The 18,267-nt window shown below is 67.2% G+C and carries 14 protein-coding genes; 12 read left to right on the top strand and 2 right to left on the bottom strand.

The genetic code is table 11. The features are described from left to right. Positions 1–7 precede the first annotated feature (7 nt). Positions 8–604, bottom strand: coding sequence for a 5-formyltetrahydrofolate cyclo-ligase (locus tag Q9246_RS14300; protein WP_306391243.1), 597 nt, complete (start codon positions 602–604; stop codon positions 8–10). 113 nt (positions 605–717) lie between these two features. On the opposite strand from Q9246_RS14300, the gene Q9246_RS14295 reads away from it, so the two are divergent. The 8 genes from Q9246_RS14295 to Q9246_RS14260 all read left to right on the top strand — a co-directional run bounded on the left by Q9246_RS14295 (position 718) and on the right by Q9246_RS14260 (position 8,652). Beyond that, positions 718–2,703: a lytic transglycosylase domain-containing protein gene (locus tag Q9246_RS14295; RefSeq protein ID WP_306391242.1), complete on the top strand. Its 1,986-nt coding sequence runs from the start codon at positions 718–720 to the stop codon at positions 2,701–2,703. 2 nt (positions 2,704–2,705) lie between these two features. Next, on the top strand, positions 2,706–3,680 hold the full coding sequence (locus tag Q9246_RS14290; RefSeq protein ID WP_306391241.1) for a complex I NDUFA9 subunit family protein: 975 nt from the start codon (positions 2,706–2,708) through the stop codon (positions 3,678–3,680). 16 nt (positions 3,681–3,696) lie between these two features. Next, a complete protein-coding gene (locus tag Q9246_RS14285; RefSeq protein WP_306391240.1) occupies positions 3,697–4,416 on the top strand; it encodes a glutathione S-transferase family protein in 720 nt (239 codons plus the stop codon). Between the two features lie 2 nt (positions 4,417–4,418). Continuing rightward, complete coding sequence (locus Q9246_RS14280; RefSeq protein WP_306391239.1) at positions 4,419–5,513, top strand: tRNA nucleotidyltransferase/poly(A) polymerase-related protein; 1,095 nt, start codon at positions 4,419–4,421, stop codon at positions 5,511–5,513. Between the two features lie 109 nt (positions 5,514–5,622). Beyond that, a complete protein-coding gene (locus tag Q9246_RS14275) occupies positions 5,623–7,215 on the top strand; it encodes a diguanylate cyclase (protein WP_306391238.1) in 1,593 nt (530 codons plus the stop codon). A 33-nt stretch (positions 7,216–7,248) separates the two neighbouring features. Further along, complete coding sequence (locus tag Q9246_RS14270) at positions 7,249–7,911, top strand: GNAT family N-acetyltransferase (protein ID WP_306391237.1); 663 nt, start codon at positions 7,249–7,251, stop codon at positions 7,909–7,911. Between the two features lie 125 nt (positions 7,912–8,036). After that, the gene (locus Q9246_RS14265; RefSeq protein WP_306391236.1) at positions 8,037–8,285 is read left to right on the top strand and encodes a ribbon-helix-helix domain-containing protein; all 249 of its coding nucleotides are present in this window, start codon (positions 8,037–8,039) and stop codon (positions 8,283–8,285) included. Continuing rightward, entirely contained in the window at positions 8,266–8,652 is a 387-nt protein-coding gene (locus Q9246_RS14260) for a type II toxin-antitoxin system PemK/MazF family toxin (protein ID WP_306391235.1), read from the top strand. Before Q9246_RS14265 ends, Q9246_RS14260 begins: the two co-directional genes overlap by 20 nt. Positions 8,653–8,679: 27 nt before the next feature. On the opposite strand, the gene Q9246_RS14255 is transcribed toward Q9246_RS14260, so the two are convergent. Beyond that, positions 8,680–9,189: an Lrp/AsnC family transcriptional regulator gene (locus tag Q9246_RS14255; protein ID WP_306391234.1), complete on the bottom strand. Its 510-nt coding sequence runs from the start codon at positions 9,187–9,189 to the stop codon at positions 8,680–8,682. A 171-nt stretch (positions 9,190–9,360) separates the two neighbouring features. Here Q9246_RS14255 and Q9246_RS14250 point away from each other — a divergent pair, with 171 nt between their 5' ends. From Q9246_RS14250 to Q9246_RS14235, 4 genes are all read left to right on the top strand, one after another. Further along, positions 9,361–12,921 (top strand): indolepyruvate ferredoxin oxidoreductase family protein, encoded by a 3,561-nt coding sequence (locus Q9246_RS14250; protein ID WP_306391233.1) that lies wholly within the window; start codon positions 9,361–9,363, stop codon positions 12,919–12,921. 193 nt (positions 12,922–13,114) lie between these two features. Next, the gene (locus tag Q9246_RS14245) at positions 13,115–14,701 is read left to right on the top strand and encodes a S41 family peptidase (RefSeq protein ID WP_306391232.1); all 1,587 of its coding nucleotides are present in this window, start codon (positions 13,115–13,117) and stop codon (positions 14,699–14,701) included. A gap of 112 nt (positions 14,702–14,813) precedes the next feature. Further along, complete coding sequence (locus Q9246_RS14240) at positions 14,814–16,583, top strand: M14 family metallopeptidase (RefSeq protein ID WP_306391231.1); 1,770 nt, start codon at positions 14,814–14,816, stop codon at positions 16,581–16,583. A 164-nt stretch (positions 16,584–16,747) separates the two neighbouring features. Further along, positions 16,748–18,250 carry a hypothetical protein gene (locus Q9246_RS14235; protein WP_306391230.1) on the top strand — a complete coding sequence of 501 codons (1,503 nt, stop codon included), beginning with the start codon at positions 16,748–16,750 and terminating at the stop codon, positions 18,248–18,250. Positions 18,251–18,267: the final 17 nt, after the last annotated feature.

The following is an 18,267-nucleotide window of genomic DNA, read 5'->3' as shown; positions in this document are numbered from 1 at the left end:
CCGGCCATCATTCTTCCGTGATCACCCCGTCCAGCGGCACGTCGTGGACGTCGCCATCGAACGCCACCAACTGGCAGGCATACGCAATCCCCACCGTCGCTGGCCTTGGCGCCGGCGCCAGCGTCCGGTCATAAAACCCGCCGCCATACCCCACCCGATACCCCTGCGCATTGAAGCCGAGGCAGGGCACCAATAACGCCGGCGGCCGCGCCACCATTCTCAGATCGCTCGGCACCGCCACCCCCAGCCGGTCCGATTCGGTCGGCTCGCCAGGTATCCACTCGGCAAATCCCAACGGCGCATCGCGCTCGACCACCACCGGCAATGCCAGCCGTACGCCCGCCTGGGCCAATTGCGCGTAGGCTGGACGCAGGTCCGGCTCGCCGGCCAGCGGCCAGTACACGCCCAGCGCCGCATGCGGATTGGCCTGCCACCAGGCCAGCACCCGTGCGCCGATGCGGTCGTCCCAGGCGTGCTTGGTGGCCGGATCGAGCGTGCGCCGCAGCGCCTTGAGGGCGGCGCGCAGCCGCGCCTTGTCCTCGCGCGCGAGGCCGGTGTCTGGTAGAGCCGTGGAGGCGCGTGGTATTCTTGGTTCGCCGGTCATGGTTTCAATGCAGCGTAATGTGAGAGTTGTGGATGTATCAATCGAAATTGTCCGCCGGCCTGTTGCCGGCCGCTATTGCCCTTGTTCTGTCCTGCGCACTGCCTGCGGGCGTCATGGCCCAGGAAGACCCCGATGCACCCGCGCCCGAGGTGGCGCTGCCGCCGGTGCCGGCCGGTGCGCCCTCGGTGCCCGGCGCCGGCACGGTCGGGGTTCCCCCCGCCGGACCGGCCCTGGTGGCCGACAGCCGCGCCGATGACGATAACTTCCTGCTGCTGCGCGAAGCCGCGCGCCAGAACGATGGCGCGCGCGTCAATGCGATCGCCTCGCGCCTCCCGTCCAATTACTCGCTGGCATCCTACGTCGACTATTATCGTCTGAAACCCCGCCTGCGCGAGGCCATCCAGGACGAGGTGATGCAAGTGCTGCGCCGCCACGAAGGCACGGCCGTGGCCCAGCAGTTGCGCGCCGAGTGGCTGATGGAACTGGGCAAGCGGCGCGAATGGAATACCTTCGAGCGCGAAGCCGGAGAGCTGGCCCAGTCCGGCAGCGTGCAGGTGCGCTGCTATGCCTTGCTGGCGCGCGCCGAACGCGGCGAGCGGGTGGCCGACGAAGCGCGCGCCCTGCTCAAGGCCCCGGCCGGCTATGGCGACGCCTGCAGCGGCCTGATCGCGCAACTGGCAGGCAACGGCCAGTTCAACCAGGCCGACCTGCTGTGGCAGCTTCGCATCGCCGGCCTGGACAATACCACTGGCCCCGCGCGCCGCGTCGCCGTGCTGCTGGGCCTGCCCGAAACCCGCGCCGCCCAGGCGGTGGACATGCCGGCGGTGGCGCTGGCGCGCGGCATCGGCAACAACCGCGCCGAGCGCGAGCTCTACCTGGTGGCGGTCGGCCGCATGGCGCGCACCACGCTCAAGATCGCCGTCGCCAGCCTGGAAAAGCATGGCCCGCGCCTGTCCAGCGAAGAGCGCGCCATCGGCTGGGCCAATGTGGCGCTGGCGGCCTCGATCGCGCTGGCGCCCGAGGCCCACGGCTACTGGGACCGCGCGAAAGGGGCGACGCTGACCGAATTCCAGATGCAGTGGAAGACCCGCATGGCGCTGCGCCGCGGCGACTGGAAAGAAGTGCGCGCCACGATCGAGGCGATGCCACCCAACCTGCGCGCCGAGACGACCTGGATCTACTGGCTGGGCCGCGCCCTGCAGGCCGAAGGCCGCACGCAGGAGGCGCGCGCGCTGTGGCAGGGCATCGCCGCCCAGACCACCTTCTATACCCAGCTGGCCAACGAAGAGCTGGGCAACCAGGTCGTGGCCCCGCCACCGGTGGCGCCGATCACGGCCGCGGAACTGTCCCAGGCGACCGCGAATGCGAGCCTGCAACGGGCCCTGAAGTTCTACCGTTTGAGCCTGCGCGCGGAAGGCAACCGCGAATGGAACTGGGGCTTGCGCGGGCTGTCTGAACGTCAGCTGCTGGCCGCCGCCGAGCTGGCGCGCCGCAACGAGCACCTCGACCGCATGGTCGAGACCTCGCTGCGCACGCGCACCGAGCTCAGCTACGACCAGCGTTTCCCGGCGCCGCATCTCGAGGTCCTCAAGCCCACCGCCCAGGGCCTGAACCTCGATAAAGCCTGGGTGTATGGCCTCATCCGGCAAGAGTCGCGCTTCATCCGCGATGCCCGTTCCGGCGTCGGCGCCTCGGGCCTGATGCAGGTGATGCCCGCCACCGGCAAGTGGGTGGCGGCCAAGATTGGCCTGGATAATTTTGTGCACACCATGCTCAACGACCTGCATACGAATATCACGCTCGGCGCCAACTACATGAATATGGTGCTCGATAATTTCGAAGGCTCGCAAGTGCTGGCCACGGCCGCCTACAACGCCGGCCCGGGCCGCTCGCGCACCTGGCGCGGCCGGCTCGATGCGCCGATGGAGGGGGCGATCTTCGTCGAGACCATTCCGTTCACCGAGACGCGCGGCTATGTGCGCAACGTGATGGCCAATGCCACCAACTACGCCTCGGTGTTCGAGGGCAAGCCGCAGTCGCTCAAGGCGCGCCTGGGCACGGTCAGCCCGCGCCAGGCCAGCGCGTCGGTGCTGGACTGACCATGAGCACGAGCCCGCGGCCCCTGAACGTGGTGCTGATCAGCGGCACCGGCTTCATTGGCCAGCACCTGGCCGCGCGCCTGTCCGACGATGGCGTGGGCGTGCTGGCGCCGGTGCGCCACTTCGAAAGCGCGAAGCAGCTGACGATGCTGCCCGGCGTCGATGTCGACGTCGCCAACATCCATGACGACGCCGTATTGCGCAAGCTGCTGGCCGGGCGCGATGCCGTGATCAACCTGGTCGGCGTGCTGCACGGCGGCCATGGCCGGCCGTATGGCGAGGGGTTCCGGCACCTGCACGTCGAGCTGCCGCGCCGCATCGCCGCCGCCTGCGCGGACGCCGGCGTCCCGCGCTACCTGCACATGAGCGCGCTCGGCGCCAGCGCCGCCAGCCCCTCCATGTACGGCCGCTCCAAGGCCGATGGCGAACTCGCCGCGCGCAGCCAGCCGGCGGTGGCGGCCACTATCTTCAGGCCCTCGGTGGTGTTCGGCCCCGGCGACCACTTCCTCACCATGTTCGCGCGCCTGCAGCGCCACCTGCCGCTGGTGCCGCTGGCGGCCAGCCGTGCCCGCTTCCAGCCGGTGTACGTGGGCGACGTCGCCGCTGCTTTTTCCATCGTGCTGGCGCGGCCCGATACCCGCGGCGCCACCATCGAGCTGGGCGGCCCGACTGTCCATACCCTGGGCGAGCTGGTGCGCCTGGCCGGCCGCTTCGCCGGCCGCGAGCGGCGCGTGCTCGGCCTGCCCGACTGGGCGGCGCGCCTGCAGGCGGGGCTGTTCGAGCTGTTGCCGGGCGATCCCGTCATCAGCCGCGACAACCTCGACTCGATGCTGGTCGATAATGTCGTGGCCCCCGGCACCGATGCCTTGACAGCCGAGGCGCTGGGGATCAAGCTCACGGCGATCGAGTCGGTCGCCCCGCATTACCTCACCGGGCGCGACCGCCACGACGCCCATCGCAGCCACGCCGGACGCTAAACCACCAACGACAACCATGCAGACCATCGAACGCGACCCCATCCTCGCGCGCACGCTCGACGCGACCCGCAATCCCGGACTCACCCTGATCATCGGCAACAAGAACGTCTCTTCCTGGTCGATGCGGCCCTGGGTCGCGGCGGTCGCCTTCGGCATCCCGTTCACCGAGGTCAAGGTCTTGCTCGACCAGCCCGACACCGCCAACCAGATCGCGCGTTATTCGCACGCGGGCCGGGTGCCGGTGCTGATGTCGGGCGATATGACCGTCTGGGACAGCCTGGCCATCATCGAATACCTGGCCGAGCAATTCCCGGATAAACATATGTGGCCGCAGGACGTGGCCGCGCGCGCGCTGGCGCGTTCGATCGTGGCCGAGATGCATTCCGGCTTCGGCGAGCTGCGCAATACGATGTCGATGAATATCCAGGCGCGCCTGCCGGGCCGTGGCCGCACCCCGGGCACCCAGGCCGATATCGGCCGCATCTGCGAGATCTTCGAAGACTGCCTGTCGCGCTTCGGCCACCGTCAGTTCCTGTTCGGCGACTTCTCGATCGCCGACGCCTTCTATGCGCCGGTGGTGTGCCGCTTCCAGACCTATGGCGTGGCGCTGGCGCCGGCCCTGCAAGCCTATTGCGAGCGCGTGCTGGCCCATCCGGCGGTTGCGCGCTGGGTACGCGAAGCCATGGCCGAAACCGACCCCACCCCGGTCCACGACGCCGACCTGCCGGGCGAGTGACGATGCGCAGCTACGTCGTCGGCGGCGCCGTGCGCGATGCCCTGCTGGGCCTGCCCGTGAAAGACCACGACCACGTGGTGGTCGGCGCCACGCCCGAGCAGATGCTGGCAGCGGGGTTCCGCCCCGTCGGCAAGGATTTCCCGGTCTTCCTGCATCCGCGCACGCAAGAGGAATACGCGCTGGCGCGCACCGAGCGCAAGACGGCGCCCGGCTATCATGGCTTCGTGTTCCACGCCGCCCCCGACGTCACGCTGGAACAGGACCTGGTGCGGCGCGACCTGACCATCAACGCCATGGCCCAGGCCGAGGACGGCCACATCGTCGATCCGCACAATGGCCGGCAAGACCTGGAAGCGCGGCTGTTCCGCCACGTGTCCGATGCCTTCGCCGAAGACCCGGTGCGCATCCTGCGCATCGCCCGCTTCGCCGCGCGCCTGCCCGAATTCACGGTGGCGCCAGAAACCAATGCCCTGATGCGGCGCATGGTCGATGAAGGCGAAGTCGACGCCCTGGTGCCCGAGCGGGTATGGCAGGAACTGGCGCGCGGCCTGATGGAAAACACGCCCTCTCGCATGCTGGCCGTGCTGGACGACTGCGGCGCGCTGGCGCAACTCCTGCCCGAGTTGCCGGCGCCCGACCTGCCGGACGGCGCATGCCTGCTGCGGGCGATCGACCGCGCCACCACGCCCGACCATGTGCTCGAGGTGCGCTTTGCCGTGCTGATGCGCGGCCTGGAGGGCGTCGATGCCGTCCAGGCCGTGTGCAAGCGCCTCAAGGTGCCGAATGAGTGCCGCGACCTGGCCGTCATGACGGTGCGCGAGCGCGGCGTGCTGCGCCAGGCCGCGGTACTGCCTGCCGAGGCGGTCGTCACACTGTTCGAGCGTTGCGATGCTTTCCGCAAGCCCGAGCGCTTCGGCCGCATGCTGCTGGCCGCCGAATGCGAGGCGGCGCGCCTGCTGCAAGCCCTCGACGCGGCGCGCGCCGTGAATGCGGGCGCCATCGCGGCGCGGCATGCCGAGCACAAGAGCGCGATTCCGGTGGCCGTCCACCAGGAACGTGTCGAAGCGATCACACTGATGTTGCACCAAACCAACTGATGGCGTTGTATTGACGGTTTTAGTTACATGTAGTTACATGGTCTGTGTAGTGCGGGTCGTCGTTTTGCTATCCTGCAATATCTGTAAATTGTTGCGTTGGAGAAAAACGATGTTCACCTTGTCGGTATGGCGAGCAGGTGGGGGCCGCCGCCGCATGCTGCTGGCCAGCCTGGCGTTCCTGTTCATGAGCGCCGTGCTGGTATTCCTGTATGTGCGCACCGACGCGGTCGACCCCGAAATCCGCAGCAGCGTCATGCTCAACCTGCGCGAGCTGGAAAAGCTCGACGCCGAATGGGACGCCAGCCTCCTGCGCGCCCATACCGGCCGCGCCTCCACTCCGCTCAACCTGGACGCACAACTGCCGCGCATGCATGACCTGATGGCGCGCCTGGGCGATGCGCTGCCGTTCGCCGGCGACAGCGCGGCCCAGGACGCCTATGGCCAGCTCCAGGATGCGCTGCGCGGCAAGGAGCGGCTGGTGGCCCAGTTCGCCAGGCACAATCCGCCGCTGCGGGCCGCGCTGCTGCACATGCCGCCGGCCGTGGCCGACCTCAAGACCGAGATTTCCGGCATCGAGGGGGCGCTGGCGCCGGGCCGCATCGTGGTGCGGCTCGACACCACGCTGAATGCCCTGTTGACCGAGACCCTGCGCTACAACATCGCGCCGAGCCCGGCGCTGGCAGCCCGCATCGAGGAAATCCTGGGCGACGTTGCGGCCCAGCAGATCGCCTTCTCGCCGGCCGTGATCGAGAAGATGGATGCCGTGATCGCCAGCAGCCGCGTGATCCTGGAAAAACGGCCGCTGGAAAACCTGATCGAGGCGCAGATCGCCGCCGTCGGCAGCGACGTCGCGCTCGACCGCCTGGAGCGCGCCTTCGACCATTCCTTCGACGCCGTGCTGCTCGAGCGCCAGCGCTTTCGCGGCTACCTGTTCGCCTACAGCGCCGTACTGATGGTGCTGCTGGTGTATGCTGGCGCCCGCCTGCGCCGCAGCTACCGGATCATCGGCGTCGTCAACCGCCGCCTGCAGGCCGCCAACGAGACGCTCGAGCAGCGCGTGGCCGAGCGCACCGCCGAACTGGAGGCGCAGTCGCGCCAGCTCGAGCGCCTGGCCCAGCACGACAGCCTGACCGGCCTGATCAACTATCGCCAGCTGACCCGCCTGCTGGAGCGGGCGCTGGCGCGCGCCGACCGCCGCGACAGCGTGGTGGTGCTGATGTTCATCGACCTGGACGGTTTCAAGGCGGTCAACGACACCTGGGGCCATGCCGCCGGCGACCTGGTGCTGCAGATGGTCGCGCGCCGGGTGGGGGCGAAACTGCGCGCCGAGGATGCGCTGGCGCGCCTGGGCGGCGACGAATTCGTCATCCTGCTCGAAGACGTGGCGTCTGAGAGCGGCGCGCTGCGGGTGGCGCGCCTGGCCCTGGCCGAAATCGAATCGATCGTCGAGGCCGACGGCCACGCGGTGACGATCTCGGCCAGTATCGGCATCGCCAGCGCACGCGGTCAACTGGGCGCGGCGCGCGGCCAGGAAGCGCTGCTGGCGGAAGCCGACAAGGCCATGTACGCAGCGAAGCAGGCAGGGAAGGGGCGTTTCGTGGTCAGTCCGCAATCGCAATGGCTGGGACAAGACCTTCCTCCGGAACTGGCGCCGGAGCATGCCGCGCGCGACAATACGACGAGCGCCGATCCGATCGGCTAGAATCCGAAGGTTGCAGTCCGTGAAGGTATCGAGATGCTGGACAATCCGTTACGCCGCTGGATCCAGGGCCTGAGGGGCAAGAAGGGCCAGCCGCCGGTGCTGGTCAAGGAACTAAGCGAGCGCGACCGCCGGCGTGTGCTGCGTCATCTGCTGGCGCTGGACGGCGACGACCGCCTGCTGCGCTTCGGCAGCATGATCCCGGACGCGCAGATCGTCGCCTATGTCGACAAGATCGATTTTTCGCGCGACATCGTGTTTGGTGTGGTCAACAATGTGTTCCAGCTGGTCGGGATGGGCCATCTCGCCTTCGCCTCGGCCGACGGGCGCCAGTCGACCACCAAGCAGCAGGTGGCCGAGTTCGGCGTATCCGTCTCGGCCTCGGCGCGCGGGCAGGGCGTGGGCACGCGCCTGTTCCAGCGCGCGGCAATCCACTGCCGCAACTCCGACGTCGACACCCTCTACATGCAGTGCCTGACCTCGAACCAGACCATGATGCACATCGCCAGGAAGGCCGGCATGCGCATCAAGCGCGAGTACGGCGAGGCCGACGCCCACCTCGAATTGCCGCCACCCAGCCCGGGCAGCGTGATGGCCGAGGCGCTGGAAGAGCAGTTCGCGGCGATCGACTATACGGTCAAGGCCAATGCGCGGGCGGCGGTGAAGTTTTTCACGCCCCGCAAGCCGCCGAAAGGTTGATGCCATGCAAAGGAGTAGCGGACAAGCAGTATTCTGGTGAGGTAATACGTTTACGTATTACGAAATTGCGAGTAGCATGGCGATATAGAGCGTAAATACCTGTCGCGCCGCCAAAGGAGTTCCCCATGCTCGTACCGCTTACGGTCAAGACCGTGTCACTGAAAATGCCTCAAGATCTCGTTGAAGAGACTGAGCGCTTTGCCAAGGCAAGTGACAAGCAAGTGTCGGAATATATCCGCGAAGCTGTACGCGAAAAAAACGAGCGGCAGTTGGCTGAGCGGATCACATTCTTGGCTGCAAAATTTTCCGCCGAGGCCGAGTCAATGGACGAAGAGTTCGACATGACTACTGGAGATGGTCTTGCCAAAGGTTAAACGTGGGGAAATCTGGCTGGTCAACCTGAATCCTCAGGGGCATTCTGAAGAAATCGCGAAAGATCAACGACCTTGTCTGGTTCTCCAGGCAGATTTGCTCAATGCTGCCGGTTACTCGACGACTGTCGTCATCCCGTGCACTACCGTGACCTATCGCGATGAGAATGGCGATGGATTTCCCTTGAAAGTCGGCTTGGGAAAAGTACAGAAGCCCGGACACGCGCCAGAGGAGACGGATACGCTCGTTACTTCGATCCGGTCCGTATCCAACAAGCGCTTTTACGGCGACCAGCCCATCGGTGTCGTGCCGCGTAATGTCATGAAGCGGGTCGAGGACGCGCTGAAAATCATCCTCGGCCCGATGTAAGCGCGGTCGCGCAACGAGCAAACACCATCACACCAGCGGCATCGCCGTCGTTTCCTTGATCCGCTGCAGCGCAAAGCTCGACTTCACGTCCAGCACCGCCGGATGCTTGAGCAGGGTGCCCATCATGAAGCGCGAGAAGTGGTCCATGTCCTCGACGTGCACGCGCAGCAGGAAATCCATCTCGCCCGTCATTGCATAGCAGGCCACGACCTCCGGCCAACTTCCCACCGACACCGCGAAATCGTTGCGCGGCGACGTCGCCGGCAAGCCCGGCTGGCGCGAGGTGCTGGCGACTTCACTGTGCTTCTCCAGCCGCACATTCACATACGCCAGCAGCCCGAGCCCGATCTTGTCCGGATCGAGCAGGGCCACGTACTGGCGGATGACGCCGGCTTCCTCCAGCCGCTTGATGCGGCGCAGGCAGGGCGAGGGCGACAGGTTCACCCGTTCGGCCACGTCCTGGTTCGACAGCCGGCCGTCGCTTTGCAGGATTTCCAGGATCTTGCGGTCTGTTTTATCCAGTTCGATCTTCGACATACCCACCCCATATTCACTTTTGTAAGGCAATTTTATTGCGCAATTCAACTAGATGGGGGAATTGTTTGGAATTTAATGCTTGGGGGGCAGGTCTATACTGGCTTCCAGACAGCAGACGAGATGCAGGAAATGCGCCGCTGCGGTACCCGACACGAGAATCCTGGAGACACCATGAACGCACCCACGGACCGCGCCCACCTGGCGTCGCCGCAACATTCCCCGCAAGATATCACGCTCGACGACAAGTGGACGCTCGAGCGCGGCCGCGCCTTCATGACCGGCACCCAGGCCCTGATCCGCCTGCCGATGCTGCAGCGCGAACGCGACGTCAAGGCCGGCCTCAATACCGCCGGCTACATCACCGGCTACCGCGGCTCGCCCGTCACCTCGGTCGACCAGACCGCGATGAAGGCGAAGAAACACCTCGACGCCCACCACGTCAAGTTCCATCCCGGCATGAACGAAGACCTGGCTGCGACCGCCGTCTGGGGCACGCAGCAGACCAATCTGTACAAGGATGCCAAGTACGATGGCGTGTTCGCCATGTGGTACGGCAAGGGCCCGGGTGTCGACCGCTGCGGCGACGTGTTCAAGCATGGCAACAATGCCGGCTCGTCGAAACATGGCGGCGTGCTGGTGCTGGCTGGCGACGATCACGCGGCCAAGTCGTCCTCGACCGCCCACCAGTCCGACCACATCCTGACCCACTGCGGCATCCCGGTGCTGTACCCGTCCTCGGTCCAGGAATACCTCGACTTCGGCCTGCACGCCTGGGCCATGAGCCGCTACACCGGCCTGTGGGTGTCGATGAAGTGCGTGACCGACATCATCGAATCGGGCGCCGTGGTCGACCTCGATCCGGACCGCGTGCAGATCGTCACCCCTACCGACTTCCAGCTGCCGGCCGACGGCCTGAACATCCGCTGGCCGGATGCCGTGCTGGACCAGGAAGTGCGGATGAGCAACCACAAATGGTATGCCGCCCTGGCGTATGCCCGCGCGAATAAACTGAACCGCATCATCTGGGACAGCCCGCAGCCGAAGATCGGCATCATCACCGCCGGCAAGAGCTACCTCGATACGCGCCAGGCGCTGGCCGACCTCGGCATCGACGAACAGGCCGCGCGCGACATCGGCCTGCGCCTGTACAAGGTCGGCATGACCTGGCCGCTCGAGGCCGAAGGCGTGCACGAATTCGCGCGCGGCCTCGACGAGATCCTGGTGGTCGAAGAGAAGCGCCAGGTGATGGAATACGCGCTCAAGGAAGAGCTGTACAACCTGCCGGACGGCGAGCGTCCGCGCGTGGTCGGCAAGTTCGACGATACCGGCGAGTGGAGCAACCGCAACCGCATGGGCCACGGCGACTGGCTGCTGCCGGCGACCTATGAACTCAATCCGGCGCAGATCGCGCGCGCCATCGCCTCGCGCATCTCGCACTACTGCGCCGGCCACCCGGTGGCCGAGAGGGTCAAGGAACGCATCGCTTTCCTGGAGGCGAAGGAGCTGGTGCTCAGGAATATCCCGGCCAAGCCGAACCCGGAGACGGATCGCATCCCGTTCTTCTGCTCGGGCTGCCCGCACAACAGCTCGACCAAGGTGCCGGAAGGTTCGCGCGCCATGGCCGGCATCGGCTGCCACTACATGGTGCTGTGGATGGACCGCGAGACCTCGACCTTCACCCATATGGGCGCCGAGGGCACGACCTGGATCGGCCAGTCGCCGTTCACCGACGAGAAGCATGTGTTCGTGAACCTGGGGGACGGGACGTACTTCCATTCCGGGATCCTGGCGATCCGCGCCGCGGTGGCGGCCAAGGTCAACATCACCTATAAAATCCTGTACAACGACGCGGTCGCGATGACCGGCGGCCAGAACGTCGACGGCCCGCTCGACCCGGGCATGATCAGCCGCCAGATCGCGGCCGAGGGCGTCAAGCCGATCATCGTCGTCACCGACGACCCCGACAAATACCCGAGCGACTATGCCTGGGCGGCGGGCACCACGGTGCGCCACCGTTCCGAGCTGATGGACGTGCAGCGCGAGCTGCGCGAGATGCCGGGCGTGTCGGCCGTGATCTACGACCAGACCTGCGCTTCTGAAAAACGCCGGCGCCGCAAGAAGGGCGAGTTCCCCGACCCGGCCAAGCGCGTCGTGATCAACGAAGCCGTGTGCGAAGGCTGCGGCGACTGCTCGGTGCAATCGAACTGCCTGTCGGTCGAACCGCTGGAGACTGAACTGGGCCGCAAGCGCCAGATCAACCAATCCTCGTGCAACAAGGATTATTCGTGCGTGTCGGGCTTCTGCCCGAGCTTCGTCACGGTCGAAGGCGGTGGGCTCAGGAAGCCGAAGAAAGCAGCTGCGTCCGAAGCGGCGCCGCCCGCGCTGCCGCTGCCCGCGATTGCGTCGATCGAGACGCCGTATGGCATCCTGGTGGCCGGCGTCGGCGGCACTGGCGTGGTGACCGTCGGCCAGATCCTGGCCGTGGCGGCCCACGTCGAAGGCAAGGGCGCCATCGTGCTCGACCAGAGCGGCCTGGCCCAGAAGGGTGGCCCCGTGATGTCGCACGTGCGCCTGGCCGACCGCCAGGCCGACCTGCACTCGACTCGCGTCGGCACCGGTAGCGCGGATCTCGTGATCGGCTGCGACCAGATCGTCACCGCCAGCCGCGACGCCTTGAGCCGCATGGGCGAAGGCCGCACCTGGGCCGCAGTCAATGCCAGCACGTCGACCACCGCTGCCTTCGTGAAAAACCCCGACTGGCAATTCCCGGCCGAGGGTTCGCGCGGCGCTATCGTGCAGGCGTGCGGCAAGGACAACGTCGAGTTCCTCGATGCCGGCGCCATCGCCACCGCGCTGCTGGGCGATGCGATCGCCACCAATATGTTCATGCTCGGCTACGCCTTCCAGAAAGGCCGCGTGCCGCTGCAGGAGAGTTCGCTGCTCAGGGCGATCGAATTGAATGGCGTGTCGGTCGCCTTCAACCAGGCCGCCTTCAACTGGGGTCGCAGCGCGGCGCACGACCTGGCTGCAGTGAGCAAGGCCGCCATGCCGGCCAAGGTGATCGAGTTCAAGCGCATCCAGACCCTGGACGACATTCTCTCGCGCCGCGTCGAACTGCTCACCGCCTACCAGGACGCGGCCTATGCCGGCCAGTACAAGGCCTTCGTGGACCAGGTGCGTGCCGAGGAAGCGAAGCTCGGCAAGGGAACCAGGCTGTCGGAGGCGGTTGCCCGCTACTTCTACAAGCTGATGGCCTACAAGGACGAGTACGAGGTCGCGCGCCTGCATACCGATCCGGCCTTCCGCGCGAAGATCGGCGCCATGTTCGAAGGCGACACCACCCTGAAATTCCACCTCGCGCCGCCGCTGCTGGCCAAGCACGACAAGGAAGGCCGCGCCATCAAGCGCGAGTACGGTCCGTGGATGATGAGCGCCTTCGGCGTGCTGGCGAAGTTCAAGCGCCTGCGCGGTACCGCCTTCGACGTGTTCGGCTACACGGCCGAGCGCAGGATGGAGCGTGCGCTGATTGGCCAGTACCGCGAAACGGTGGCGGCCCTGCTGCCGAAGCTGACCGTCGACAACCTGGCGCAGGCGGTGGCGATCGCCAGCATCCCGGAAGACATCCGTGGCTATGGTCACGTGAAGGAACGCCACCTGGCCGCGGCCAAGGCGAAGGAAGCGGCGCTGTTGGCGGAGTTTCATGCACCTGGCGTGACGCCGCGCGCCGCTTGAACCTTGTGCTTGCGGTGAACGCGTGGACGGCTTTTCCATCTACTCGTTCACCGCACCTTCGTTTTCCCTTAACCTCTTGATATTACTCGTTGTCTGCTAGCGTCAATCGTTACAGTTCGATGTATTCGGCCCCGATTCCGGGGTCTATAATCGGCGCATGAGCTCGCCAATTTCCCCCCGCACGACCCTCCCATTGCGTTTGATTTCCAGCTCGCTCGCCGCGCTGTTCGTCCTCGCCGGTTGCGGCGGCGGCGGCGGCTCGCCGGGTGTGACCAGTTCGCCATCGGCGCAGAATCCGCCACCGACGACGCCGACTACGCCGACCAATCCGCCGCCGCCCGTCGCCAACCAGCCGACCCCGGAAGACCTGAACCCGAACCTGCTGGGCGACGCCTACGGCACCTACTGGAACAAGTGCGCGGTCCCGCGCACGGGCCGGGATGCGAGCGGCAAGGCCTACCCGGATGTCCAGGGCACGCTGCTCGACGAACTCAAGTTCCTGCGCGCCTGGACCAACCAGTACTACCTCTGGTACAACGAGGTCCCGAACACCTACAAGATGGCCGACTTCACCAGCGCGCTCGATTACTTCGACGTGCTCAAGACGCCGGCCCTGACGGCCAACGGGCAGCCGAAAGACCGCTATCACTTCACCTACGCGACCGCCGAGTGGGATGCGATGCAGACCCAGGGCATCGACCTGGGCTATGGCATTACCTGGTCGCGCAGCACCAACGAGGGCGCGCCGCGCACCTGGCTGGTCACGGCGGTCGAACCGGGTTCGCCGGCGGCCGCCAGCGGCCTGCTGCGCGGCGACATGCTGCTCACGGTCGATGGCGTCGACTTCGTCAACGCCTCAGACGAAGCCTCGGTCGACCGCATCAATGCCGGCCTGTTCCCCGAGTCGGCCGGTGCCCGCCACGCGTTCACGCTGCGGCGCAACGGCGTGGCCTACGATGCGACGCTGGTCGCGGCCGAAGTCGTCGAGGCGCCCGTCAAGAACGTCAAGGTGATCGAGACCGCCAGCGGCAAGGTCGGCTACCTGACTTACGACAGCTTCAATGCGCTGTCCGAAAAACAGCTGTACGACGCCTTCACCACCTTCAAGCAGGCCGGCGTCAACGACCTGGTGCTCGACGTGCGCTACAACGGCGGCGGCCTGCTGTACCTCGCCAGCCAGCTGGCCTACATGATCGCCGGCCCCGAATCCACCAGCGGCAAGGTGTTCGAGCAATCGCGCTACAACGACAAGACACCGCCCTACCAGCCGATCATGTTCCGTCCGACCGCCTGGGGCTTCGCTTCGAACAACCCGCTGCGCACCGGCACGCCGCTGCCTACCCTGGGCCTCAAGCGCGTGACCGTGCTCACGACCGAGGGCACCTGCTCGGCCAGCGAATCGGTGATCAACGGCCTGCGCGGCGCCGACATCGAAGTGATCCAGATCGGCGGCACCACCTGCGGCAAGCCGTATGGCTTCACGCCGGTGCCAAACTGCGGCACGACCTATTTCTCGATCGAGTTCCAGGGCGTGAACCACAAGGGCTTCGGCGACTTCACCGACGGCTTCGCGCCGACCTGCCGCGTGAGCGACGACCTGTCGCGGCCCGTGGGCGACCAGAACGAAGGCTTGCTGGCCACAGCCCTGGCCTACCGCGCCAGCGGCGCCTGCCCGGCATCGACCACGGCCCGGGCGCGCCAGGTGCAGATGCGCATCGTGCGTCCCGAAGTCGAGGAGATCTCGATCCACACCACGCCGGGGGCGCCGCCAGCCCGCTGATCCAATGCCCTGGCGGCGGTTGGGTGGACGGCAATGCCGCCCACCCAACTGTTGCATCTAGAACACGTCTATAATCTCCGGCTTCCTTCCTCGCCCTTGCCGGAGCTTTTCGATGATCCGTTCTGCGTTACTGCTGGCCCTGTTGTCGGCCTTCCCCCTCAGCCAATTCGCCCACGCCGCCCCCAACCTGACCACCGTGTCGGAACGCTCGGGCTTCACCGCCACCGGCCGCTACGACGAGACGATCGCGCTGTGCGCCGCATTCCAGCAGGCGTATCCGAAGCAGGTCCAGTGCATCGACTTCGGCATCACGCCAGAAGGCCGGCCGATGAAGGCGCTGGTCGTCAACAACGGCGGCGTGTTCACGCCAGAGGCAGCGAAGAAGCAGGGCCTGCCCGTGACCCTGGTCCAGGGCGGCATCCATGCCGGCGAGATCGACGGCAAGGACGCCGGCTTCCTGGCGTTGCGCGAAGCGCTCGAAGGCCGCGCGGCCAAGGGCGCGCTGGACAGGCAGGTGCTGATCTTCGTCCCGGTGTTCAACGTCGACGGCCACGAGCGCTTCGGCAAGTGGAACCGCCCGAACCAGCGCGGCCCGGTCGAGATGGGCTGGCGCACCACCGCCCAGAACTACAACCTGAACCGCGACTACCTGAAGGCCGACGCGCCCGAGATGCAGGCCATGCTGGCTCTGGTGAACGCCTGGGATCCGCTGGTCTACGTCGACCTGCACGCGACCAACGGCGCCAAGTTCCAGCACGATATCTCGATCCAGGTCGAGCCGGTGTACTCGGGCGACCCGGAATTCCGCAAGGCCGGCCTGGCCCTGCGCAGCAACGTGATCAAGGACATCGCGAAAGAGGGCTCGACGCCGCAGTCCTACTACATGTCGTTCGTGAAGCATGACGACCCGATGTCGGGCTTCATGGACGGCGTTTCGGACCCGCGCTTCTCGACCGGCTACTTCCAGCTGCGCAACCGCATGGCGATGCTGGTGGAAACCCACTCGTGGAAGGAATACCCGGTGCGCGTGCGCATCACCCGCAACACCGTGGTGTCGGTGCTGGACCAGGTCGCAAAGAACGGCAAGGGGTGGCAGCAGGCGGCCTATGCCGCCGACGCGCGCGCGGCCAAGCTGGGCAACCAGCCGGTGGCGCTGTCGTATAAGGCGAGCGACAAGAAGGAGATGGTCGACTTCAACGGCTACGAATACACGCGCACGCCGTCGGAAGTGTCGGGCGCCCTGATGACGCGCTACGACGAGACCAAGCCGCAGGTGTGGCGCGTGCCGCTGTGGCAGGACATCGTGGCCGACGTCCATGTCACCGCGCCGCGCGCCGGCTACGTGATCCCGGCCGCCTACGCCGCGATCGTGGGCGAGAAGCTGCACCAGCACGGCATCGCATTCCGCAAGCTGGACAAGGCCGTCGAGCGCTTCGACGCCGAGACCTTCCGGGCCGACAAGGCGACTCTTGCCGCCGGCTCGGTCGAAGGCCACCAGCGCCTGACGGTGGAAGGCAAGTGGACGCCGGAGACGCGCGCGGTAGCGCCAGGTTCGCTGTTCGTGCCGATCGCGCAGGCGAAGGCGCGCCTGGTGGTGGCGATGCTGGAGCCGCAGGCCGCCGATTCGCTGCTGGCCTGGGGCGCCTTCAATACCGCCTTCGAGCGCAAGGAATACATGGAAGACTATGTGGCCGAAGACGTGGCGCGCGAGCAGATGGCGGCCGACCCGGCGGTGGCGAAGGCGTTCCGGGAACGTCTCGACAGCGATCCGGCGTTCGCCAAGAACCCGCAGGCGCGCCTGGAATTCTTCGCCAAGCGTCACACCTCGTATGACGAGCGCCTGAACCTGTATCCGGTGCTGCGCGCGAATACTGCGCCGTAACCGTTACCTCCAGCAGCAGCATCGTCGTCCCCGCGAAGGCGGGGACCCAAGCCGCTCGCACATCCAATTGACGCCCTTCCTTCGCAACCGTTCCCCAATTGGGGAATGGTTGTCGAAAACGAAATCACTTAGTCTCGCTGGCATCGCGTTCACCGAGACTAACCATGTACAAACCCCCTTCGCCCCAACGTTCCACGCTGGCCCTGACCCTTGCCCTTGCCCTGGGCGGATGCGGTGGCGGCGGCAGCGATCCCGCTCCACCTGCGCCGGGCCCGGTCGTGCCACCGCCGCCACCGCCGCCCAGCGCTACATTGACCGGGGTCGTGGTCGACGGTTACCTGGGCGGCGCCAGCATCTGGCTGGACCAGAACAACAACGGCGTGCGCGATGCGGGCGAACCGTCGGCCCAGACCGACGCCGAAGGTAAATACAGTCTCACCGCGGCACTGAGCGCCGCCCAGCTCAACGGCCTGCGCCTGCGCGTGACGGGCGGCACCGACAGCTCCACCGGCCTGCCGTTCGGCTATGCACTGGGCGCCATCATCGAGGATGCGGCCAGCAAGCCGTCGGTCGTCGTGACGCCCTTGACCACGATCGTCGAAGCGATGCTGGCGTCTGGCGCCGCGACCTCGCAGGCGCAGGCGCGCCAGGCGGCGGCGCGCGTGTTCGGGCTGTCGTCGGCGCTGGCGCTCGACAGCGATCCGCTGACGCTGGCGACGCGCGAGCCGATGCTGGTGCAGAAGATGGTGGCGCTGCAGATGGCGATGGAAGTGCTGGCGCGCGCCGAGCAGGGGCTCGATGCCAGCCCGGTGGCCGCCTACGGCCGGGTGGCGCAGGCGGTGGCCGCCGAGGTGGCGCGCCTGGGTGCCGCCCAGGACGCGGGGCCGGTGGGCGTCGCCGCGCTGGTCCAGGGCGCCGTCGAGCGTCACGACCGGTTGCTGAACCGGCGCGCCGAAGTGCGCAATGCGGCGCCGCTCGCGGCCGACGTCGCGCGGCTGGCCGAAGCCAGCCTGGCCATCGCGGTCGGCGCCGTGATGCAGGCCGCACCCGATGCCGCCGGCGCGGCGCTGCAGGCGGCGCTGGCGCAGCACGTCGATCCGGTGATCCGCCTGGTCGACCAGGTCCAGTATCGCGCCGAACATGCCGCCGCCACGATGGGCGGGGAGCCAATGCGCCTGGCGGCGGTCGCGCGCGCGGCCGGCCTGGCGCCGGCGCTGCTGGCGCTGGTGGATGCCGCCGTCGTGCTGGACACCGTGCCGCCGGCATCCGCCCAGCCCGCGCCGGCCCTGGCCGGCGTGCTGGTCGCGCTGCAAACGCTGTCGGGCGCGCCACCGACGCCTGCACCCACGCCTGCGCCGACCCCGGCGCCGACGCCTGCACCGACGCCTGCACCGACGCCAGCACCGACGCCGGCGCCGACGCCCGCACCGACGCCCGCACCGACACCTGCGCCGACACCCGCACCGACCCCGGCGCCGACCCCGGCGCCGACGCCAGCACCGACCCCGGCACCGACCCCGGCACCGACACCCGCACCAACGCCGGCGCCGACGGCAGCCCCCACGCAGGCGCCGACCGCCGCGCCGACACCCGCACCGACGCTGGCGCCGACACCCGCGCCGACGCCGGCGCCGACCCTGCCGCCGCCTGTGTTCCCGGGCACCTGACATCGATACCGACGCAG

This window comes from Telluria beijingensis (assembly GCF_030770395.1).
GTDB classification, from domain to species: Bacteria; Pseudomonadota; Gammaproteobacteria; order Burkholderiales; family Burkholderiaceae_D; genus Telluria; species Telluria beijingensis.
This window is presented reverse-complemented; position numbering and strand designations above follow the sequence as displayed.